The organism is Agrobacterium sp., from assembly GCF_032092815.1.
Classification (GTDB): Bacteria; Pseudomonadota; Alphaproteobacteria; order Rhizobiales; family Rhizobiaceae; genus Agrobacterium.
The window spans coordinates 1-20,545 of sequence record NZ_DAMDBP010000059.1 but is presented as its reverse complement, the minus strand read 5'-3'; the positions used below and the strand labels follow the sequence as shown (position 1 = coordinate 20,545).

Below are 20,545 nucleotides of genomic sequence, written 5' to 3'. Positions count from 1 at the left end.
GCAGGATGCGCTGACGCAGTGGTGGTACGGTCATAATGCGGTGGGCTTCTTCCTGACCGCCGGCTTCCTGGGCATGATGTATTATTACATTCCCAAGCAGGTGAACCGTCCGGTCTATTCCTACCGCCTGTCGATCATCCACTTCTGGGCGCTGATCTTCATGTATATCTGGGCTGGTCCTCACCACCTGCATTACACGGCGCTGCCGGACTGGGCTCAGACACTGGGCATGGTGTTCTCTGTCATGCTGTGGATGCCTTCGTGGGGCGGCATGATCAATGGTCTGATGACGCTGTCTGGCGCATGGGACAAGATCCGTACCGACCCTATCGTTCGCATGATGGTCATGGCGGTTGCCTTCTACGGTATGGCAACATTCGAAGGTCCTGTGATGTCGATCAAGGCCGTCAACTCGCTCAGCCACTATACCGACTGGACGATTGGCCACGTGCATTCAGGCGCTCTTGGCTGGAATGGCATGATCACCTTTGGCGCACTTTATTACATGGTGCCGAAGTTGTGGAACCGCGAACGCCTTTACAGCCTGCAGCTCGTCAACTGGCACTTCTGGCTGGCAACACTCGGTATCGTTGTCTACGCCGCTGCCATGTGGGTTGCCGGTATCCAGCAGGCGCTGATGTGGCGTGAATATGATGCGCAGGGCTTCCTGGTCTACTCGTTCGCAGAATCGGTAGCGGCCATGTTCCCGTACTACGTGCTGCGTGCCGGTGGCGGTCTGCTGTTCCTCAGCGGTGCAATCATCATGGCTTACAACATCACAAGAACCATTCTCGGCCATCAGCGCGCAGAAGGTGTTCGTTCGGATGCCGCGCCTGCGCTGCAACCGGCTGAGTAAGGAGTTAGACGATGTCAATTCTTGATAAACATGGCGTCATCGAACGTAATGCAACGCTTCTTCTGGTGGGATCACTCGTTGTGGTCTCCATCGGCGGTATCGTTGAAATCGCCCCGCTGTTCTACCTCGAAAACACCATTGAAAAGGTGGAGGGCATGCGGCCTTATTCGCCACTCGAACTGGCCGGACGCAACATCTACATTCGTGAAGGCTGCTACACCTGTCACAGCCAGATGATCCGTCCGTTCCGCGACGAGGTGGAACGCTACGGTCATTACAGCCTCGCGGCTGAATCGATGTATGACCATCCGTTCCAGTGGGGTTCCAAGCGCACAGGGCCTGATCTCGCCCGCGTCGGCGACCGTTACTCGAATGAATGGCATGTGCAGCATCTGGTCGAGCCGCGCGCTGTCGTGCCGGAATCGGTGATGCCCAGCTATTCCTTCCTGAAGGAAACACCGCTCAAGATCACCGATGTGTCGATGGAGCTCAAAGCCAACCGTGCCGTCGGCGTTCCATACAGTGACGAGATGATCGAGAACGCCGCTGCCGATCTTGCCGCCCAGGCGGATCCAAATGCGGACACATCAGGTATCGAAGCGCGCTACCCCAAGGCAAAGCTCGGTGACTTCGACGGCGACCCTGCCAAGCTGACGGAAATGGATGCTCTGGTTGCCTATCTGCAAATGCTCGGCACGCTGGTCGATTTCTCGACCTATGACGATGCCGCTGGCTACCGCTGAGGAGAGGCGACATGGAAACCTATACAGCCATGCGTCACTTCGCGGACAGTTGGGGCCTGTTGGCCATGACACTGTTCTTTATTGCGGTTGTCCTCTTCACATTGCGTCCCGGTGGCGGAAAGCAAGCCAAGGACGCAGCCAATATTCCTCTCAAGGAGGACTAGGATATGTCGGAAAAACACATTGACGAAATAAGTGGCGTTGAAACCACCGGCCATGAATGGGATGGCATTCGTGAGTTGAACAACCCCATGCCACGCTGGTGGGTGTGGTGTTTCTATGCAACCATCGTGTGGGCCATCGGCTACACGATTGCCTATCCGGCATGGCCTTTGCTGAGTGAAAATACCAAGGGCTTGCTGGGTTGGAGCAGCCGTGGCGACTTTGCCAGTGAAATGGTCGACGCCAAGACCGCGCAGAGCGTCTATCTCGACAAGATTGCCGCTTCGACGCTGCCAGAGATCCAGGCAGACAGCGAATTGCTGCAATTTGCCGTGGCTGGCGGTTCGGCGGCCTTCAAGGTCAACTGCATTCAGTGCCATGGTTCGGGTGCTGCGGGCGGCGCAGGTTTCCCCAACCTCAACGATGACGACTGGCTGTGGGGCGGCAGTGCCGAGGATATCTACACGACGATTACCCATGGTATTCGTTTTGCCGATGATGACGATACACGCCTGTCGGAAATGCCAGCCTATGCCGAGATGTTGCAATCGCAGGAAATCCGCGAAGTGGCGGCCTATGTCGTCAGCCTGACCGGCACACCGCACGACGCCAGCATGGTTGAACCGGGCAAGCAGATCTTTGCCGACAACTGTGCGTCGTGTCACGGCGAAGATGCCAAGGGCAACCGCGAGTTTGGTGCGCCAAACCTTGCCGATGCCATCTGGCTGAAAGTGGAAGGCGAAGACGGCATTGCCGCACAGGTTCGTGCTCCGAAACATGGCGTGATGCCCGCCTGGGGTGAACGCCTTGGTGACACCACGGTGAAGCAGCTGGCACTGTTTGTGCATTCGCTGGGTGGCGGTGAATAATCACCTGACCAGACAACGAAAAAGGGCCGCTTTCGCGGCCCTTTTTTAGTTCGCTGTCCAGACAGCCAGTTCATAGCCATCCAGATCCTTGAAGTGAAAACGGCGGCCACCGGGAAATTCGAAAATATATTCAACGATGGTGCCGGAGGCTTTTTTGACGGCTTCCAGCGTGGCTTCCAGATTGTCGGCGTAAAGAATGACCAATGCGCCACCCTCGGCCTTGACCGGTGCCGTGGTGGTAAAACCGCCCGTCATGTTGCCATCGGAAAACTCGCAATATTGCGGGCCGTAATCCTTGAACTGCCAGCCGAACACGCTGCCATAAAAGGCTTTGGATGCCTCAATGTCACTGACATTGAATTCGATATAGTTGATGGTGTTGTTTTTGCCGACCACGGTGCGCCTCCATCTGTTTTGTGTTCAAGTTGTCTCGAGAAGTTTCTTGAGAGTTTTCAGGTCTTTATAAACAAGCTCTGCGTCATTTTTCAAATCGTCGTCACTCATGCCGGGAAGTTGCAGCACGGTAAAGCTGATTTCGCTGCCGTCGCCATTCGGCGTGACCCGCAGTGCATTATAGACCTGCAGCCCGTCCGGCATCGTCACGATATGATCGATGACGCCGTACTCATTGGGTTTTGCGAAACTGACAGTCACATCCCCCAAGGGTCCTGACGCGACCCAGTCATCGCCCTGCGGCGTAAGGCCGCTGGCCAGCCCCGCTGCCCATGAGGGCATCTTGGCATGGTCAGACGCGAATTCGTAAACGGCTTTCCATGGGCGGTTGATCGTCACATGCACGATCTTTGCGGTCATAGGTGCAGTCATCGGTATCTCCCTTGTTGTTGCGGGTGGGCGAGGCAGACACATGCGCCACTTTGTCCGTGCTTGACTTAAGTCAAGGATGATTTGGCCGCGAGGTGAGAAAAGACAATGACAGAAATCTGGATATTGCCCCATGAACGTCTACAACGCCGAGCAGGATAACAGTCGGTCTTCGAATGTCGAACGGCTGGATGCGTCGCCTGTCAACTCCGCCAAGATTCGTAAACCACTTTACGAAGCCCGTAAAAAGATTTTTCCCAAGCGCGCGGAGGGGCAATTCCGTCGGTTCAAATGGATCGTGATGCTGATCACGCTTGGCATCTATTATCTGACGCCGTGGATCCGTTGGGACCGTGGTGCCTATGCACCTGACCAGGCGGTGTTGATCGACATTGCCAACCGCCGTTTCTATTTCTTCTTTATTGAAATCTGGCCGCAGGAGTTTTTCTACGTGGCCGGGCTGTTGGTGATGGCCGGTTTTGGCCTGTTTCTGATCACCTCGGCGATTGGCCGCGCATGGTGTGGATATACCTGTCCCCAGACCGTCTGGGTTGACCTCTTTCTGGTGGTCGAGCGGGCGGTCGAAGGTGACAGAAATGCCCGCATGAAACTGGATGCAGCACCGTGGAGCTTTACCAAGATCCGCAAGCGCGTGGCCAAACATGCGATCTGGTTGCTGATTGCTGTGGCAACCGGTGGTGCGTGGATTTTCTATTTTGCCGATGCGCCCACCCTTGCGGTGGAGTTTCTGACCGGCAAGGCGGCGATGGTTGCCTATTCGACGGTCGCGATCCTGACGGCAACAACCTATGTGTTCGGCGGCTTGATGCGCGAACAGGTTTGCACATACATGTGCCCATGGCCACGCATTCAGGCGGCAATGCTGGACGAACATTCGCTTGTGGTGACCTATAATGACTGGCGGGGTGAGCCTCGTTCGCGTCACTCCAAAAAGGCCATGGCCGCTGGGGAGCCGGTGGGTGACTGCGTGGACTGCAATGCCTGCGTTGCCGTCTGTCCCATGGGTATCGATATCCGGGACGGCCAGCAGCTGGAATGCATCACCTGTGCGCTGTGCATTGATGCCTGCGATGGCGTGATGGACAAGATCGGCAAACCACGTGGCTTGATCGCCTATGCAACGCTCAGCGAATATGAAGCCAATATGGCGCTGGCCACCGGCAATGGCGCCCACGACATCAAACCCTCGAACATTCGTGGAACCGACGGCACGTTTGTCGACGCCATCCGGCATTTCAACTGGCGGATCATTTTCAGGCTGCGCACCATTCTTTACATGGGGGTCTGGTCGGCGGTCGGGCTTGCCATGCTGTTTGCGCTGGCCACCCGTGACCGCCTGTCGGTCAATGTGCTGCACGACCGCAATCCGCAATATGTGCTGGAATCGGATGGTTCGATCCGCAACGGCTACACTGTTCGTCTGTTGAACATGGTGCCGCAGCCGCGCCAGATCACCCTTGCCATCGAAGGTGTGCCGGATGCAGTGATGAAGATCAACGGTATGCAGGATGCGCCATCGCGGTCGTTTACCGTTACGGTCGAGCCGGATGAGGTGACCACGCTGAAAGTCTTCGTGACCCTGCCGGGCAAGGTCATCACCTCGACGTCGGAAGATTTCGATTTCATCGCAACAGACACTGAAATGCAGGAAACCGCCCATTACAAGGCTGTATTCATTGCTCCGGGAGCTAAAAAATGAGTGCTGAACAACAAAAACAAAAAGGTTTCGTTTTCACCGGATGGCACATGCTGGCAATCATGTTGCTGTTTTTCGGCACCATCATTTCCGTGAACGTTACCATGGCGTGGAACGCGGTGACGAGCTGGAGCGGTCTTGTGGTGCCCAACACCTATGTGGCCAGCCAGCAATTTAACGGCAAGGCCGCCGCTGCCAAGGCGCGCGCTGCCTCCGGCATTATCGGCAAGCTAGAGGTTAAAAACGATGTTGCCCGCTACGAGGTCTCGCATCCTGAGCGTGGCGCCATCGATACCGACAGCGTAACCTTGCATTTTCGCCGTCCGGTTGGTGAAAAACAGAATTTCGACATGGAACTGCAGAAGGCCGAAACCGGTGTGTTTTCAGGCCAGCACGACATTCCCGGCGGTCACTGGATCGTCGAGGCCATTGCCATGAAAGACGGCAAGATCATCGTGCATGAGGGCACACGCATTGCCGTGACGGGAGACGTAAAATGAGTTGCTGTGCACCGGGTACTGAAAGTGCACTGGAGCAGGCGGGCTTCAACCGCACTTTGCCGTCATCGGACGAGTTGATGCTGGCAAGCCGTGATCTGGGGCAGGGGCTGCGCCAGACCGATCTCGGTGTGCCCGGTGTCTATTGCGGTGCTTGTATCACGACCGTCGAAGGGGCTTTGAAAAAGTTGGCCGAGGTTCAGAAGGCACGCGTCAACCTGTCGTCGAAGCGTGTTTCCATCGTCTGGAAAGAAGAGGTTGACGGTGTAAAGACGGATCCGGTCATCCTGGCGCAGGCTGTGGCTTCGACCGGTTATGAAACACATCTGTTCGCCTCGATGCAGGACAATTCGGATGAGTTGCGCAACCAGTTGATCCGCGCCGTTGGTCTCTGCGGTTTTGCAGCCGTCAACATCATGCTGCTGTCGATTTCGGTATGGTCGGGTGCCGATGCCTCGACACGTGACATGTTTCACTGGATCTCGGGCCTGATTGCGGCACCGGCGCTGATCTATGGCGGTCGTTTCTTCTACCAGTCGGCATTCAACGCGCTGAAACATGGCCGCACCAACATGGATGTGCCAATCGCACTTGCCATCACACTGTCCTATTCGGTGTCGGTGTGGGAAACGATCCACAGCGGCCCGCATGCCTGGTTTGATGCCACAGTATCTCTCTTGTTCTTCCTGTTGATCGGCCGCACGCTGGATCACGTGATGCGTGACCGTGCACGCACGGCCGTTGCCGGGCTTGCACGCCTGTCACCACACGGTGCTGATGGCGGATGGTTCGCGTGAATATCTGCCGGTAACCGATATCGTGCCTGGCCACCACATTGCCATTGCCGCAGGTGATCGTGTGCCGGTGGATGGTCGCATCCTTAGCGGCACCAGCGATCTCGACATGTCGATCGTCAACGGCGAAAGCGCACCTTTGACCGTACGGCAGGGTGATGCGGTGCAGGCGGGCACACTCAATCTCACCGGTGCGCTGGTGATTGAGGCGACCGCGTTGGCGCGCGATTCGTTCCTGTCGGAAATCATCGGCCTGATGGAAGCGGCCGAAGGTGGCCGGGCACGCTATCGCCGTCTGGCAGACCGGGCCGCACAATTTTATTCGCCTGTTGTGCATTTGCTGGCACTCACCGCCTTTATCGGCTGGGGCGTGTTTGGTGGTGACTGGAAACAGGCGATGCTGATTGCCATTGCCGTTCTGATCATCACATGCCCCTGTGCGCTCGGCCTTGCGGTGCCTGTCGTGCAGGTGGTTGCGGCCGGTCGTCTGTTCAAACATGGCATCATGGTCAAGGATGGCTCGGCGATGGAGCGTCTGGCCGAAGCCGATCTGGTGCTGTTTGACAAGACCGGCACGCTGACGCTTGGCCGGCCGCAACTGGTCAATGCCAGTGAGATTGCCCCTTCGGTGATGCGGATTGCCGCCGGGATCGCCGTCAATTCGCGGCACCCGCTGTCGCAGGCGCTGGCCCGTTCGGTGGATGGTCCGCTGCCGGTGTTCGCTGGTGGGCGTGAAATTCCCGGTGCCGGTGTGGAGGTGGAAACGCCTGATGGCCTCTATCGTCTCGGCAGCCGACATTTTGCGCTGCCTGACAATCCCAGTGATTCGAATGACGATTTCGCGTCGTCGGAAGTTGTGTTGTCGCTGAATGGGCAGGAACTGGGCCAGTTCCGGTTTGAAGATACGCTTCGCCCCGGTGCCGCAGACGCGGTTTCAAGGCTGCTTGGCGATGGCTTGAAAAGCGAGATCGTCTCGGGTGATCGTCCGGCATCGGTGGAACTTCTGGCCAGCCGTATTGGTGTTGCTGACTGGCATGCAGGCCTTGCGCCAGCCGAAAAAGCCGAGCGTTGCAGCACATTGGCAGCTCAAGGCCACAAAGTGTTGATGGTGGGTGACGGCATCAATGATGCGCCGGCGCTGGCCGCAGCCCATGTGTCGATTGCGCCCGCAACGGCTGCCGATATTGGCAGGCAGGCAGCAGATTTCGTGTTCATGCAGGATAATCTCAGTGCCGTGCCCTTTGCCATTGAGGCGTCACGCAAGGCCGGACGGCTGATCCGCGAGAACTTTGCGCTGGCGATCGGCTACAATATCATTGCCGTGCCGATCGCTCTTGCCGGTTATGCCACGCCGATGATTGCTGCCATTGCCATGTCCACCTCGTCCGTCATCGTGGTAGCCAACGCATTACGTCTTAACAGCCTTGCAAATACTGCACAGGCCGATGTGTCGAACACCAATCGCCATGTGGGTGCAGATGCAGCTAAGAGATTGGAAAAAGGAGCGCGGTTCGCATGAACATGCTTTCATTTCTTATTCCGGTCGCCTTGTTTCTCGGTGGTTTGGGGCTTTTTGCCTTTCTCTGGTCGTTGAAAAGCGGCCAGTACGAGGACATGGATGGAGCCGGTTGGCGGGCGCTTGATGACGGAGATGACCATCCGGCGGCGTGAAATTTCATTGCTATGGCGTGTCAGAAACATGATTTCTGTCATCGAAATTTAATCGTTTAATTGCTCACCAGCCTTGCCGTTTGCGTTTTACAGTGCCACAACATGCGCCATTAAACGAAAGATGGAGGCACATCCGTGGAACAGGCAGAAATCGGTTTGATCGGTCTCGGTGTCATGGGCTCAAACCTTGCCCTGAACATTGCAGAAAAGGGCAACAAGATTGCCGTATTCAACCGCACCCCGGAGGCAACACGAAAATTTTACGCTGAGGCAGGCGAATTGCAGGGACAGATCATTCCTTGCGAAACAATCGAAGAGTTCGTTGCTGCCATTCGCCCGCCACGCCCGATCATCATCATGATCAAGGCTGGTGATCCGGTGGATCAGCAGATGGAAATCCTCAAGCCGCACCTCGCCAATGGCGACATCATGATTGATGCCGGTAACGCCAATTTCCGCGATACGATTCGCCGCTTCGACACTCTGAAAGACACTGACCTGACCTTTATCGGCATGGGTGTGTCCGGTGGTGAAGAAGGCGCACGTCATGGTCCTTCGATCATGGTTGGCGGCACCGAAGACAGCTGGAAGCGCGTCGAGAAGGTTCTGACGTCGATTTCCGCCAAGTACAACAATGATCCGTGCGTTGCATGGCTCGGCAATGATGGCGCAGGCCACTTCGTCAAGACCATCCACAACGGTATTGAATATGCCGACATGCAGATGATCGCCGAAATCTACGGCATTCTGCGTGATGGCCTGAAGATGAGCGCAGCTGAAATCGCTGACGTCTTCGGCACCTGGAACAAGGGTCGCCTGAACTCCTACCTGATTGAAATCACGGAAAAAGTTCTGCGCGCCGCAGACCCGATCACCGGCACGCCGATGGTTGACCTGATCCTTGACAAGGCTGGCCAGAAGGGCACCGGCAAGTGGTCGGTCATTGAAGCGCAGAACATGGGTGTTGCTGCAACGGCGATTGAAGCTGCTGTTGCTGCCCGTATCCTGTCTTCGCAGAAGGATGAGCGCGTTGCGGCTGAAAAGATCTTCGGCCTGCCGGAAGCTCTGCCTGCACCGGCTGACAAAAAAGCCTTCATCGACGATCTGGAAAGCGCGCTTCTGGCCGCCAAGATCGGCGCTTATGCGCAGGGCTTTGCGATCATGTCCGCAGCATCCAAGGAGTTCAACTGGAACCTGCCAATGCCAACCATCGCCCGCATTTGGCGCGCAGGTTGCATCATTCGCTCGCAGTTCCTCGATGAGATCACATCGGCCTTCACCAAGGATCCGGATGTTGCCAACCTCATCGTAACACCTGCCTTCGCCCAGATGGTCAAGGACACCGACAAGTCGCTGCGCAACGTTGTATCCTATGCAACGCTGTCGGGTTTGCCGGTTCCGGCTCTTGCTTCCGCTCTCGGTTACTTCGACGCTTATCGTCGCGGCCGTGGCAGCGCAAACCTCATCCAGGCGCAGCGCGACTTCTTTGGTGCACACGGCTTCGAGCGCACCGATGGCGTTGACAAGCCGCATGGCCCATGGGGCAGCGGTGCTGACATATTCTGATCACCGAAATGAAAATGGCCCGCTTGTCGGGCCATTTTTTATGCGCGCTTTTGTTTGAAGCACGAAAAATTCAGTTCCTGGTTTTTGACCAGACGGGTTTGCTGAGGCTCTGCAGCTGGGCGGGCGGATTGCCGGCAATGCTGGCCAGCACGGCCTTGGCCAGTTCGCGGCCTGCCTCACGCACATCTTCATTGATGGTGTAGATTTCAGGGCGGATCCAGTTGAGAAATTCCGCCGACTGTTTCGAGATCATGTCGAAATCGACACCGAGCTTTTTGCCAGCCGCTTCAAAACCGGCAATCAGCGCAATGGTCGAGCTGCCGCTGATCGAGATGAACCCGTCCGGCGGGGTGGCCGAGCGCATCAGCTGTTCGCCCTGCGTGCGGGTTTCCTCGAGATTGGTTTCGATTGTGACATGATCCATAGGCACTTCACTGACACCAAAATCCTTGATGGCGCGGTCAAAACCGGCGCGGGCGTGGTCATGGAACGACAGCTTGGTGGGTGGCAGCAGGATGGAAATGCGCTTGCGACCCTTTTCGACCAGCTTTTTCACCGCCTCATAGGCAAAGGCCTCGTTGTCGAAGTCGTGATAGGGATGGACGATATTCATGTCCGTTCTTCCGTGGGTGGAAAAGGGCATCTTGCGGTCGGTCAGCAAGCGCACGCGCTCATCCCTGGGCTCTATGCGCGAAATGATCACACCGTCAGCGGAGCCGGTGTCAAGAATGTAACGGATTGGTCCCATTGGGTTTTTGCTGTGGGAATGCGGCATCACCACAAGGTGATACTGCGTGCCTGCCAGCACTTCGGAAATGCCGAACACCATCTGGCTGGTAAAACCCATCAGCTCTTCCTCGATGCTCAGCACCAGGGCGATGACGTTGGTTTTGCCGGTTCTCAGACGCACACCAGCGCGGTTAGGCTGGTAACCAATCTGATCCGCAATGATCCGCACCCGTTCCTTGGTCTCTGCACCAATGTCCGGGGCGTCCTTCAGCGCACGTGACACCGTCGTTATGCCAAGGCCTGTCATCTGGGCGATGGTCTTGAGAGTGGGTCTCTCATTTGCCGCCAGAGTTATCGCTGCTGTTGGTGTCACGCTTTCGTTCATGGGAATCTGTGGCCGTAAGAAGTATTGAATTTCAAGTTTGAACCGTGAAACCGCTTCTTGACGAATACGGCACAAGGCATGGCGCATTTCCTGCCTGTTATCACTTCACTGCCAAGCCGATCACGGCGTGCAGCCTACAGGAACGCCTGAAAACCCGAGGATTCCCTGACGTCCGATGCTAAGAAAAAACAGGTTTGTTTGTTCCCGAAAAAATCGGCTTTACGCAAGCCGTCCCAATTTCCTTGGGCTAATTTGAAATAATTGTAAAATATTTTTTTAAATTTGCAAATATATGCAATGCCATGCGGTCGTTATCGGAACATGTTGCTGTTGATTTGCAACACTTTATCACGCCAAAGCGCACGCAACTGTACGGCCGTGTCCTTGCTGTTTGTATATTTATCTGTAACGTTTCCGTTGAGTTGGTGAACGATGGGGAGGACGTCGTATGCTACGGTTCCTGGTCCCATTGTGCATCATGTGCTGGCACGCGCGCCTTCGGTTGATGAATTTTATGCAGGATTTCTCATGAACTCGCACAATACAAGCAACATGATCGATCTGACCGGTCAGTGGTCTTTGACCTCGGTCGAGGGTGACTACACAACCGTCATGACCTTGCCGGGGGATGTGCATTCTGCACTGCGTGCCGCAGATATCATATCCGACCCTTATTACGGCAAAAACGAAAATGACGTGCAGTGGGTGGCTGAGCGCGACTGGGTGATTGAGCGGCGATTTACCGTCGATGATGTCGATGCGGCCTGGTATCTCGACATTGATAATCTCGATACGGTTGCGGTCGTGTTCATCAATGATGCCCCGGTGTTGAGCGCCGACAATTGCTTTCGCCGCTACCGGCCTGATGTGTCCAAGGCGTTGCAGCAGGGCGAGAACCTCATTCGCATTCGTTTCCATTCCAGCATCAAGGCGGGTGAAGAACGGCAGGCGAGACAACCTTTCTATGTGCCGTATCACACCGGCAATTCACCGATTGCCAATGGCAACATGCTGCGCAAACCACAGTCGCATTTCGGCTGGGACTGGAACCTCGCCATTGCGCCGCTCGGTTGCTACGGCACGATTGCGCTGAAAAAGCTGGAAAGCGCGCGTGTTGAACATATCGTCACACACCAGCTTCACGTCGATAGCGGCGTTGAGGTGCATGTGGCGGTAACATTGTTTGCAGCGGAACCGGTGATCGTGCCGCTGCATCTGTCACTGGGTGATGACAGGCTGCGTCTGGATATCGGCGTGTCGGCCGGCGAGACCGTGGTGCGGCATGTGTTTTATGTCGAAAATCCCAAGCTGTGGTGGCCAGCGGGCAGTGGCGAACAGGCGCTTTACGAGCTGAAGGTTGAACTGCCCGACGAGACTATTACCCGGCAAATCGGTTTGCGCACCGTCGAGTTGCTGACCGACAAGGACGGGGCGGGCAGCCGTTTTGCCTTTCGGATCAATGGTCGTGAAATTTTCTGCCGGGGTGCCAACTGGATCCCTGCTGACGCGCTCTTTTCACTGACATCCCCTGAGAAGACCGAGGATCTGTTGTGCTCGGCCGTTGAGGCCAACATGAACATGATCCGCGTCTGGGGTGGCGGTTTTTACGAGGCAGACTGGTTCTATGATCTCTGCGACCGGCTAGGCCTGATGGTGTGGCAGGACTTCATGTTCTCCTGCAACCTTTACCCCTGCACCGACGATTTTCTCGAAAATGTCGACAAGGAAGTCGATTATCAGGTTCGTCGCCTGTCATCGCATCCCTCGATCGTTTTGTGGTGTGGCGACAATGAGTTGGTCGGCGCTTTGACTTGGTTCAAGGAGCCGCTGGAAAACCGTGACCGTTATCTGGTCGCTTACGATCGGTTGAACCGAACGATTGAAGTGGCCTTGAAAAAGGCAGCGCCCGAGGCGCTCTGGTGGCCATCAAGCCCGGCATCCGGTTATCTCGATTATGGTGATGCATGGCATGCCGATGGCTCGGGCGACATGCATTACTGGTCGGTGTGGCATGAGAACAAATCCTTCGACAATTACCGGGCGATCCGGCCGCGCTTCTGCTCGGAATTCGGTTTCCAATCCTATACGTCAATGAATGTCATCCGCAGTTATGCTGATGAGAAGGACATGAACATCTCGTCGCCGGTGATTGAACATCACCAGAAAAATGCCGGTGGCAATGAACGCATTGCCGGCACCATGTTCCGGTATTTCCGCTTCCCGAAGAGTTTCGAGAACTTTGTATATTTGAGCCAGGTGCAGCAAGCACTAGCCATCAAGACGGCCGTTGAGTTCTGGCGTTCACTAAAACCTCACTGCATGGGGACATTGTACTGGCAGCTCAATGACACATGGCCGGTTGCTTCCTGGTCCAGCCTTGATTATGGCGGTAACTGGAAAGCGCTGCATTATCTGGCGCGACGATTTTTCCAGCCGGTGGCGGTGGCTGCCATTCCCAGTGATGATGGTGAAAAGCTGGTTTTTTCCATGGTCAATGACACGGCAGAAGATGTGGCGATCGACATGAATGTCTATGCCATGGCGCTGGATGGGGAGCGTATTCCGCTGCGTTCTGCCAATGGCGAATGCGGTACCAATGCTGCCGCGACGCTGCTGGAGGTAAAACTCGCCGATATTCCGGACGCAAACATTGTGGTGTGGGATTTCATTGCCTCAAACGGCATGACGGGTGAGGGTCATCACGTGCTTGATACCTACAAGATGCTGGATTTTGCGCCGGCCGGTTTGACCCTTGAAACCGTGGCGCTGGCCAACGGTGAAGTGGAAATCAGTGTCAGTGCGTCCGGACTTGCGCTGTTTGTAATGCTGGAAAGCGATATGCCCGGCCGTTACTCGGACAATGTATTTGATCTCTCAGCCGGTGAAGTCCGCAAGGTCATCTTCACGCCCACCAAAGGGCAGGTGGGTGGCCCAGCACCATCCTTCCGGGCCTACGATCTTTATTCCAGTTATGCCTGACAGCAATTTTGGGTCACAGGTTGAAATGCCTTCAGCCTGTGACTAGTCTGAAAAGAATGAACCGCCGCATTGTATCGGTTCATTTCCATCACGCCCTGTCGATTTTTCCGGTCAGGGCTCATGCCGAAATTTAGAGGAGGAGAGGCTCATGGCCTGGCAACCGGCTGAAAACCGTTATGCATCCATGAAATACAATCATTGCGGCAAGACCGGCCTGAAATTGCCGGCCATCTCGCTTGGCCTGTGGCACAATTTCGGCCACGACACGCCTCACAAGACCAAGCAGGATATCTGCCGCACGGCGTTTGACCTGGGCATTACCCATTTCGATCTTGCCAACAATTACGGCCCACCACCCGGCAGCGCCGAAACCGCCTTTGGTGAAATCCTCAAGACCGATTTTGCCGGTTATCGTGATGAGCTGATCATTTCATCCAAGGCCGGTTACAACATGTGGCCAGGTCCTTACGGTGAGTGGGGCAGCCGCAAATATCTGATTTCGTCCTGCGACCAGAGCCTGAAGCGCATGGGCCTCGACTATGTGGATATTTTTTATTCGCACCGTTTCGATCCCGATACCCCGCTTGAGGAAACCTGTGGTGCGCTCGATCATATCGTGCGTTCCGGCCGTGCGCTATACGTTGGTATCTCGTCCTACAATTCCAAGCGCACCCGCGAAGCTGCTGCGATCCTGAAAGATCTCGGCACGCCATGCATCATTCACCAGCCGAGCTATTCCATGCTCAACCGCTGGATCGAAGAGGATGGTCTGGTCGATACGCTGGAAGAGCTGGGCATTGGCTCCATCGTGTTTTCACCTTTGGCGCAGGGCATGCTGACCACCAAATATCTCGGCGGCATTCCAGACAGCAGCCGTGCAGCGCAGGGCAAGTCGCTGAATCCGAATTTCCTCAATGACAAGAACATCGAGAATATTCGTGCGCTCAATGCACTGGCTGAAAAGCGTGGTCAGACACTGGCGCAGATGGCCATTGCCTGGGTTCTGCGCAATGGTCGCATCACCTCGGCGCTGATCGGTGCCAGCAAGCCGGAACAGGTTGTCGACTGCGTCAAGGCGCTCGAAAAGCAGGATTTCACGGCTGAAGAACTGTCGCTGATCGACCGTCATGCCAAGGAAGCCGACATTAATCTTTGGGCACGGTCTGCCGAACTGAAGAAGTAACCGAGATAACGCCCGGGCCTTGAAATCCGGGCGTTTTCACATGATCTGTTGCTTGAGAAATGGTTCTCAAGTGTTAATAACCATTACTAAAATGTAATTTAAAATTCAGTTTTCATTCATCCTGGGGGGCTTAGGTTCGAACCATCGAAACGCAGAGGAAACCCCGATGAAAAAGCTTTTTGCAACGCTTCTCGCCGCTACTGTTCTTGCCGCTCCATTGGCTGCCGAGGCGCAGAGCCGTTACGACAATGGTCCACGTCATGACCGTGGTCGCAACGAGAGGGTCGTCATTGAACGTCACGTCGAAAAGAAGGTTGTCGTCAAGAAGCGCAATTGGAAGCGTGGCGAGCGTCTGTCGGCTGCCCAGCGCAATCATTACCTCGATCAGCGCGAGTACCGCCGTTACAAGTTGCGTGAGCCAAAGAGAAACGAGCGTTGGGTGCGCGTTGATAACCAGTACCTGCTGGTCAACGCCCTGACCGGTCTGATTGTTGGCCTGTCGGCGGCTCGGTGATCACCCGCCATCTGATTTGAGAGATTTTGATCCCCGTGGCTCCGGTCGCGGGGATTTGTTTTTCTTGCGTTGCACAAATCAGCAAATCACGATGAAATGTGCCCTGGCAATGTTCATACAGATGTTCATACAAATGTCGCCAATTGGTATTCTATCACGCGCAGTGATTAGATCTCTCCCTTTCCGATCCTAGGAGATGCCGTGTTTTCTGCTGATTCTGCCATTACCCAATCTGTTGACCATCTGGTGCTGCCAGTCTCCGGTCTGGAGGCTGCGCGACATCGTCTGGCCTCGCTTGGTTTTACCGTGGCGGCCGATGCCCGCCATCCGTTCGGCACGGAAAATGCCTGCGTGTTTTTTGCCGATGGCACCTATCTGGAGCCCTTGGCGATTGGCGATCGCGCGGTCTACAAATCCTCCGTGGATGCGACCAACAGCTTTACGCGGCGTGACCAGATATTTCGCGCCGCACGGGGGCAGGAAGGGTTCAGCGCCATCGTTGCCAAAACATCCGATGCGGTCAGCGACCATGCACGGTTTGAAGCGAGGCATGTCTCAGCCGGTGGCATGTTGCAGTTTTCGCGGCCGATGAAAAAGCCTGACGGGACGGCGGGAGAAGGGCGCTTCCTGCTGTCCTTTGCCGCCGAAGCACGTATGCGGGCGTTTTTCCTGTTCTCCTGCCAGCGTCTTGTGGCACTGCCAGTTGATCGCTCGGCACTGGAAGCCCATGCCAATGGTGTCCTCGGGATGTCCGAAATCGTCCTGTCTGCGCCACGCCCAACTGACTATGCCGACCTTGTTACGGCGGTGTTTGGCAAGGCGCCGCAAGTGGTTGCCAACGGATTGTCATTTGAAACGCGCAATGCCCATATAGTGGTGCAGACGACGGAGACAGCCAAGACCATGCCTGCCATGGCCGACGTGTCGCTGCCGGATGAATTGTTCGGGGCCGGTGTTGTCTACAGGGTAACCGATCTTGCCGTGACAGAGGCGCTGCTTGCTGCTAATGGCGTGGCATCTACACGTACGGGTGCGCGCATCACCGTGGCACCCGCTTCTGGTCAAGGCGCATTTTTTGCGTTCGAGGAGTAATGACTGTCATGAAAAATAATCTGGACGTGGTTGCCGGTGAAGGCGCAGGTCAGGTGGTGTTTTCCAACACCAAGCAGTTTTCGCTGATTGCCGGCCCGTGTCAAATGGAAAGCCGTGATCATGCCTTCATGATCGCCGGCACCTTGAAGGAACTGTGCGACAGGCTGGGCCTTGGCCTGGTTTACAAATCGTCCTTTGACAAGGCCAACCGCACCTCGCTGGGTGGCCAGCGCGGTATCGGCCTTGAAAAGGCATTGGACGTGTTTGCCGATCTGAAAAAGGAATTCGGCTTTCCTGTGTTGACCGATATCCACACCGAAGACCAGTGCGGCGTTGTTGCTGAGGTTGTCGATGTGTTGCAGATCCCGGCCTTCCTCAGCCGTCAGACCGATCTTCTGGTGGCTGCTGCTAAGACCGGCCGCGTCGTCAACGTCAAGAAGGGCCAGTTCCTCGCACCTTGGGACATGAAGAATGTTCTGGCAAAGCTGAACGAGAGCGGCAACGCCAATGTCATGTTGTGCGAACGCGGCGCGTCCTTCGGTTACAACACGCTGGTCTCCGACATGCGTTCGTTGCCAATCATGGCATCGCTTGGCGCACCGGTGATTTTCGATGCCACGCATTCGGTGCAGCAGCCGGGCGGGCAGGGTGGCTCCAGCGGCGGGCAGCGTGAATTCGTGGAAACACTGGCCCGCGCGGCGATTGCCGTTGGTGTGGCAGGTGTGTTCATCGAAACCCATGAAGACCCGGACAATGCCCCTTCGGATGGTCCCAACATGGTGCATCTGAAGGACATGCCGCGTCTGCTCGAAAAACTTCTGGCGTTTGATGCCATCGCAAAGGCCTGACATGTCCGGCTTTTGCTGCACTTTAACTTAAAATTGAGCTTAATTGCGTGGCGGCGTCCCTCATTGGGATTGCCGTCATTGTAATTTCTTGCCCATCCGCTAAGACAGGCGCAGAACGACTGTTCCATTCCCAAGGGAGAGACCATGACCGCTATTACCGATATCATTGCACGCGAAATTCTCGACAGCCGTGGCAACCCGACCGTTGAGGTCGATGTGTACCTTGAAGACGGCTCCATGGGCCGCGCTGCTGTTCCGTCGGGCGCCTCGACAGGTGCGCACGAAGCTGTAGAACTGCGTGATGGCGGCAAGCGTTACCTGGGTAAGGGTGTTGAAAAGGCTGTTGATGCCGTCAATGGCGAAATCTTTGATGCTATTGGCGGATTCGACGCCGAAAACCAGATCCAGATCGACCAGATGATGATCGCCCTGGACGGTACACCGAACAAGTCGCGCCTCGGCGCAAACGCCATTCTCGGCGTATCGCTGGCCATTGCCAAGGCTGCAGCCGAATCGTCCGGCCTGCCGCTCTACCGTTACGTTGGTGGCCCGAACGCCCATGTTCTGCCAGTTCCGATGATGAACATCATCAACGGCGGTGCGCATGCCGACAACCCGATCGACTTCCAGGAATTCATGATTCTGCCGGTTGGCGCCGACAACATTCGTGATTCCGTTCGTATGGGCGCTGAAATCTTCCACGTTCTGAAAAAGGAACTGGCAGCACAGGGCCAGAACACCAACGTGGGTGACGAAGGCGGTTTTGCACCTGGTCTGAAGAGCGCGCCTGAAGCTCTCGACTTCATCATGAAGTCGGTTGAAAAGGCTGGTTACAAGCCAGGCGACGACGTGTTCCTCGGTCTCGACTGCGCCTCCACCGAGTTCTTCAAGAATGGCAAATACGAGATGGAAGGCGAAGGCCGCACGCTCGAGCCGGAAGCCATGGCTGATTATCTCGCTGAACTGGCTGCCAAGTACCCGATCATCTCGATCGAAGATGGCATGGCTGAAGATGACTGGGAAGGCTGGAAGTACCTGACCGACAAGATCGGTTCCAAGGTTCAGCTGGTTGGCGACGATCTGTTCGTGACCAACTCCTCGCGCCTGCGCGACGGTATCAAGATGGGCGTTGCCAACTCGATCCTCGTTAAGGTCAATCAGATCGGTTCGCTGTCCGAGACGCTCGATGCTGTCGAGACTGCACACAAGGCCGGTTACACGGCTGTGATGTCTCACCGCTCCGGTGAAACCGAAGATTCGACCATTGCCGATCTCGCAGTTGCCACCAACTGCGGCCAGATCAAGACCGGTTCGCTGTCGCGCTCCGACCGTCTTGCCAAGTACAACCAGCTGATCCGCATTGAAGAAATGCTTGGTCCGCAGGCATCCTACGCAGGTCGTTCGATCCTGCGCGGCTAATATCTGCGTCTGGTGACATGATTATCGAAAAAGCCCGTGCCCTCTGGTGCGGGCTTTTTGTTTCTCGTCCGACTTCGAGAATATCAGCTCAAACTCCGCTCTATGGTCAACGGATGGTTAAGCAATCCGCGTTACTGTTGCGAAAAGGTAATGCGTTTCAAGGCTTTTTCCGGAATGTGGACACGACATCACAAGAAAAGAAAATTCGGGCGTTTCGTCGTGCCCGCCATCACAGTCGCTTTTCTTTCCTATTTTGGCTATCATTGCGTTCATGGTGAATATGGCCTGATCGCGACCGAGCGTTTTGAACGCCAGCGTCTGGCCCGCAGCGGTGAGCTTTCGCGCCTCACTGAAACACGTGTTGCTCTTGAGCGTCAGGTTGAGGCCTTGAGCGATGGTTCACTCGAGCGTGACATGATTGATGAGATCGCACGGTATCAACTGAATGTTTCGCGCACCGACGAAATTGTCATTCTGAACGGATATTTCTGATTAACTAAATTCAAGTTAATCAACTTTTTCTGTTGAAAATCAGCTATTTAATTTGAATACGAGCCATGCATTTATGGCATTGCTGTGGCGCGTTTTCTTCCCTATTGTACGCGCCACATGAACAAGCAACCGGCAACTCAGGGAGGGATCAATGGCGCCACGTAAAACCGCGTCCGTATCCGGCCGTAAGACGACGGCGAAAGCCGCCGCAAAGGACTTCACCGGAAAGAACACAGCCGAATTCGGCAAAGATGAAGAGCTTCATGCCTACAAGGAAATGTTGCTGATTCGCCGTTTCGAAGAAAAGGCTGGCCAGCTTTACGGTATGGGCTTCATCGGCGGATTCTGTCACCTTTACATCGGTCAGGAAGCTGTTGTTGTCGGCATGCAGATGTCCCAGCAGGAGGGCGACCAGGTTATCACCGCTTACCGTGACCACGGCCACATGCTGGCAGCTGGCATGAGTGCGCGTGGTGTTATGGCCGAACTCACCGGCCGTCGTGGTGGTCTGTCCAAGGGTAAGGGCGGCTCCATGCACATGTTCTCCAAGGAAAAGCATTTCTATGGTGGCCATGGTATTGTTGGTGCGCAGGTTTCGCTCGGCACTGGCCTTGCGTTTGCTAACCACTACCGTGGAAATGGCAATGTTTCCGTGACCTATTTCGGTGACGGCGCTGCCAACCAGGGTCAGGTTTACGAGAGCTTCAACATGGCAGCTCTCTGGAAACTGCCAATCGTCTACATCGTGGAAAACAACCGTTACGCCATGGGTACCTCGACTGCCCGTGCAACGGCACAGTCGAACTACTCGCTGCGCGGCCAGTCCTTTGGCATTCCAGGTATCCAGGTTGACGGCATGGACGTTCGCGCCGTGAAGGCTGCGGCTGATGAGGCGCTTGAATATTGCCGTTCCGGCAAGGGTCCGATCATTCTTGAAATGCTGACCTATCGTTACCGTGGTCACTCGATGTCTGACCCTGCAAAGTATCGCTCCAAGGAAGAAGTGCAGAAGATGCGCTCCGAACAGGATCCGATCGAACAGGTCAAGGCACGCCTCCTTGAAAAGGGTTGGGCAAGCGAAGACGAACTCAAGGCTATCGACAAGGATGTCCGTGACATCGTTGCTGACAGTGCCGACTTCGCCCAGAACGATCCGGAGCCGGATGTATCCGAGCTCTACACCGACATTCTTCTGTAATCGGGGAGG

19 protein-coding genes and 1 pseudogene are annotated in these 20,545 nt (G+C 55.6%); 17 read left to right on the top strand and 3 right to left on the bottom strand.

Going from position 1 to position 20,545, the window contains the following annotated elements:
* The 4 genes from RT613_RS21875 to ccoP form a co-directional block, all read left to right on the top strand.
* On the top strand, nt 1–856 hold an 856-nt coding region (locus tag RT613_RS21875; RefSeq protein WP_313618488.1), incomplete at its 5' end, for a cbb3-type cytochrome c oxidase subunit I.
* An 11-nt stretch (nt 857–867) separates the two neighbouring features.
* Entirely contained in the window at nt 868–1,599 is a 732-nt protein-coding gene (ccoO, locus tag RT613_RS21870) for a cytochrome-c oxidase, cbb3-type subunit II (protein WP_313618487.1), read from the top strand.
* Nucleotides 1,600–1,610: 11 nt separating this feature from the next.
* The gene (locus tag RT613_RS21865; RefSeq protein WP_313618486.1) at nt 1,611–1,763 is read left to right on the top strand and encodes a cbb3-type cytochrome c oxidase subunit 3; all 153 of its coding nucleotides are present in this window, start codon (nt 1,611–1,613) and stop codon (nt 1,761–1,763) included.
* 3 nt (nt 1,764–1,766) lie between these two features.
* Entirely contained in the window at nt 1,767–2,630 is an 864-nt protein-coding gene (gene ccoP, locus RT613_RS21860) for a cytochrome-c oxidase, cbb3-type subunit III (protein ID WP_313618485.1), read from the top strand.
* Nucleotides 2,631–2,675: 45 nt separating this feature from the next.
* On the opposite strand, the gene RT613_RS21855 is transcribed toward ccoP, so the two are convergent.
* Both RT613_RS21855 and RT613_RS21850 read right to left on the bottom strand, forming a co-directional pair.
* Nucleotides 2,676–3,026 carry a VOC family protein gene (locus RT613_RS21855; RefSeq protein ID WP_313618484.1) on the bottom strand — a complete coding sequence of 117 codons (351 nt, stop codon included), beginning with the start codon at nt 3,024–3,026 and terminating at the stop codon, nt 2,676–2,678.
* Between the two features lie 24 nt (nt 3,027–3,050).
* The gene (locus RT613_RS21850) at nt 3,051–3,455 is read right to left on the bottom strand and encodes an SRPBCC family protein (protein ID WP_313618483.1); all 405 of its coding nucleotides are present in this window, start codon (nt 3,453–3,455) and stop codon (nt 3,051–3,053) included.
* Between the two features lie 130 nt (nt 3,456–3,585).
* On the opposite strand from RT613_RS21850, the gene ccoG reads away from it, so the two are divergent.
* From ccoG to gndA, 5 genes and pseudogenes are all read left to right on the top strand, one after another.
* Nucleotides 3,586–5,172, top strand: a complete 1,587-nt coding sequence (ccoG, locus tag RT613_RS21845; protein ID WP_313618482.1) for a cytochrome c oxidase accessory protein CcoG — start codon at nt 3,586–3,588, stop codon at nt 5,170–5,172.
* Nucleotides 5,169–5,669, top strand: coding sequence for a FixH family protein (locus RT613_RS21840; RefSeq protein WP_313618481.1), 501 nt, complete (start codon nt 5,169–5,171; stop codon nt 5,667–5,669). Before ccoG ends, RT613_RS21840 begins: the two co-directional genes overlap by 4 nt.
* Nucleotides 5,666–7,979, top strand: a pseudogene (locus tag RT613_RS21835) (cation-translocating P-type ATPase). Before RT613_RS21840 ends, RT613_RS21835 begins: the two are co-directional and overlap by 4 nt.
* The gene (ccoS, locus tag RT613_RS21830) at nt 7,976–8,131 is read left to right on the top strand and encodes a cbb3-type cytochrome oxidase assembly protein CcoS (protein WP_313618480.1); all 156 of its coding nucleotides are present in this window, start codon (nt 7,976–7,978) and stop codon (nt 8,129–8,131) included. Before RT613_RS21835 ends, ccoS begins: the two are co-directional and overlap by 4 nt.
* Nucleotides 8,132–8,266: 135 nt before the next feature.
* Nucleotides 8,267–9,697 carry an NADP-dependent phosphogluconate dehydrogenase gene (gene gndA, locus RT613_RS21825; protein ID WP_313618479.1) on the top strand — a complete coding sequence of 477 codons (1,431 nt, stop codon included), beginning with the start codon at nt 8,267–8,269 and terminating at the stop codon, nt 9,695–9,697.
* Nucleotides 9,698–9,767: 70 nt separating this feature from the next.
* On the opposite strand, the gene RT613_RS21820 is transcribed toward gndA, so the two are convergent.
* Nucleotides 9,768–10,811: a LacI family transcriptional regulator gene (locus tag RT613_RS21820; RefSeq protein ID WP_313618478.1), complete on the bottom strand. Its 1,044-nt coding sequence runs from the start codon at nt 10,809–10,811 to the stop codon at nt 9,768–9,770.
* A 528-nt stretch (nt 10,812–11,339) separates the two neighbouring features.
* Here RT613_RS21820 and RT613_RS21815 point away from each other — a divergent pair.
* From RT613_RS21815 to pdhA, 8 genes are all read left to right on the top strand, one after another.
* Nucleotides 11,340–13,790, top strand: a complete 2,451-nt coding sequence (locus tag RT613_RS21815; RefSeq protein WP_313618477.1) for a glycoside hydrolase family 2 protein — start codon at nt 11,340–11,342, stop codon at nt 13,788–13,790.
* A gap of 148 nt (nt 13,791–13,938) precedes the next feature.
* Nucleotides 13,939–14,973 carry an L-glyceraldehyde 3-phosphate reductase gene (mgrA, locus tag RT613_RS21810; protein ID WP_313618476.1) on the top strand — a complete coding sequence of 345 codons (1,035 nt, stop codon included), beginning with the start codon at nt 13,939–13,941 and terminating at the stop codon, nt 14,971–14,973.
* A gap of 166 nt (nt 14,974–15,139) precedes the next feature.
* Nucleotides 15,140–15,487, top strand: a complete 348-nt coding sequence (locus RT613_RS21805; RefSeq protein WP_313618475.1) for an RcnB family protein — start codon at nt 15,140–15,142, stop codon at nt 15,485–15,487.
* Between the two features lie 201 nt (nt 15,488–15,688).
* The gene (locus tag RT613_RS21800; protein ID WP_313618474.1) at nt 15,689–16,579 is read left to right on the top strand and encodes a VOC family protein; all 891 of its coding nucleotides are present in this window, start codon (nt 15,689–15,691) and stop codon (nt 16,577–16,579) included.
* On the top strand, nt 16,579–17,427 hold the full coding sequence (kdsA, locus tag RT613_RS21795; RefSeq protein WP_313618473.1) for a 3-deoxy-8-phosphooctulonate synthase: 849 nt from the start codon (nt 16,579–16,581) through the stop codon (nt 17,425–17,427). Before RT613_RS21800 ends, kdsA begins: the two co-directional genes overlap by 1 nt.
* A 144-nt stretch (nt 17,428–17,571) precedes the next feature.
* Complete coding sequence (eno, locus tag RT613_RS21790; RefSeq protein WP_313618472.1) at nt 17,572–18,846, top strand: phosphopyruvate hydratase; 1,275 nt, start codon at nt 17,572–17,574, stop codon at nt 18,844–18,846.
* A 174-nt stretch (nt 18,847–19,020) separates the two neighbouring features.
* The gene (locus tag RT613_RS21785) at nt 19,021–19,338 is read left to right on the top strand and encodes a septum formation initiator family protein (protein ID WP_313618489.1); all 318 of its coding nucleotides are present in this window, start codon (nt 19,021–19,023) and stop codon (nt 19,336–19,338) included.
* A gap of 151 nt (nt 19,339–19,489) precedes the next feature.
* Nucleotides 19,490–20,536 carry a pyruvate dehydrogenase (acetyl-transferring) E1 component subunit alpha gene (pdhA, locus tag RT613_RS21780; RefSeq protein WP_313618471.1) on the top strand — a complete coding sequence of 349 codons (1,047 nt, stop codon included), beginning with the start codon at nt 19,490–19,492 and terminating at the stop codon, nt 20,534–20,536.
* Nucleotides 20,537–20,545: the final 9 nt, after the last annotated feature.

What these genes read in the sequence shown, in the direction of transcription:
- ccoO (WP_313618487.1), top strand. Translation starts at nt 868, where the DNA reads ATGTCAATTCTTGATAAACATGGCGTCATCGAACGTAATGCAACGCTT.
- RT613_RS21865 (WP_313618486.1), top strand. Translation starts at nt 1,611, where the DNA reads ATGGAAACCTATACAGCCATGCGTCACTTCGCGGACAGTTGGGGCCTG.
- ccoP (WP_313618485.1), top strand. Translation starts at nt 1,767, where the DNA reads ATGTCGGAAAAACACATTGACGAAATAAGTGGCGTTGAAACCACCGGC.
- RT613_RS21850 (WP_313618483.1), bottom strand. Translation starts at nt 3,455, where the DNA reads ATGACTGCACCTATGACCGCAAAGATCGTGCATGTGACGATCAACCGC.
- ccoG (WP_313618482.1), top strand. Translation starts at nt 3,586, where the DNA reads ATGAACGTCTACAACGCCGAGCAGGATAACAGTCGGTCTTCGAATGTC.
- RT613_RS21840 (WP_313618481.1), top strand. Translation starts at nt 5,169, where the DNA reads ATGAGTGCTGAACAACAAAAACAAAAAGGTTTCGTTTTCACCGGATGG.
- ccoS (WP_313618480.1), top strand. Translation starts at nt 7,976, where the DNA reads ATGAACATGCTTTCATTTCTTATTCCGGTCGCCTTGTTTCTCGGTGGT.
- RT613_RS21820 (WP_313618478.1), bottom strand. Translation starts at nt 10,811, where the DNA reads ATGAACGAAAGCGTGACACCAACAGCAGCGATAACTCTGGCGGCAAAT.
- RT613_RS21815 (WP_313618477.1), top strand. Translation starts at nt 11,340, where the DNA reads ATGAACTCGCACAATACAAGCAACATGATCGATCTGACCGGTCAGTGG.
- mgrA (WP_313618476.1), top strand. Translation starts at nt 13,939, where the DNA reads ATGGCCTGGCAACCGGCTGAAAACCGTTATGCATCCATGAAATACAAT.
- RT613_RS21805 (WP_313618475.1), top strand. Translation starts at nt 15,140, where the DNA reads ATGAAAAAGCTTTTTGCAACGCTTCTCGCCGCTACTGTTCTTGCCGCT.
- kdsA (WP_313618473.1), top strand. Translation starts at nt 16,579, where the DNA reads ATGACTGTCATGAAAAATAATCTGGACGTGGTTGCCGGTGAAGGCGCA.
- eno (WP_313618472.1), top strand. Translation starts at nt 17,572, where the DNA reads ATGACCGCTATTACCGATATCATTGCACGCGAAATTCTCGACAGCCGT.
- RT613_RS21785 (WP_313618489.1), top strand. Translation starts at nt 19,021, where the DNA reads ATGTGGACACGACATCACAAGAAAAGAAAATTCGGGCGTTTCGTCGTG.
- pdhA (WP_313618471.1), top strand. Translation starts at nt 19,490, where the DNA reads ATGGCGCCACGTAAAACCGCGTCCGTATCCGGCCGTAAGACGACGGCG.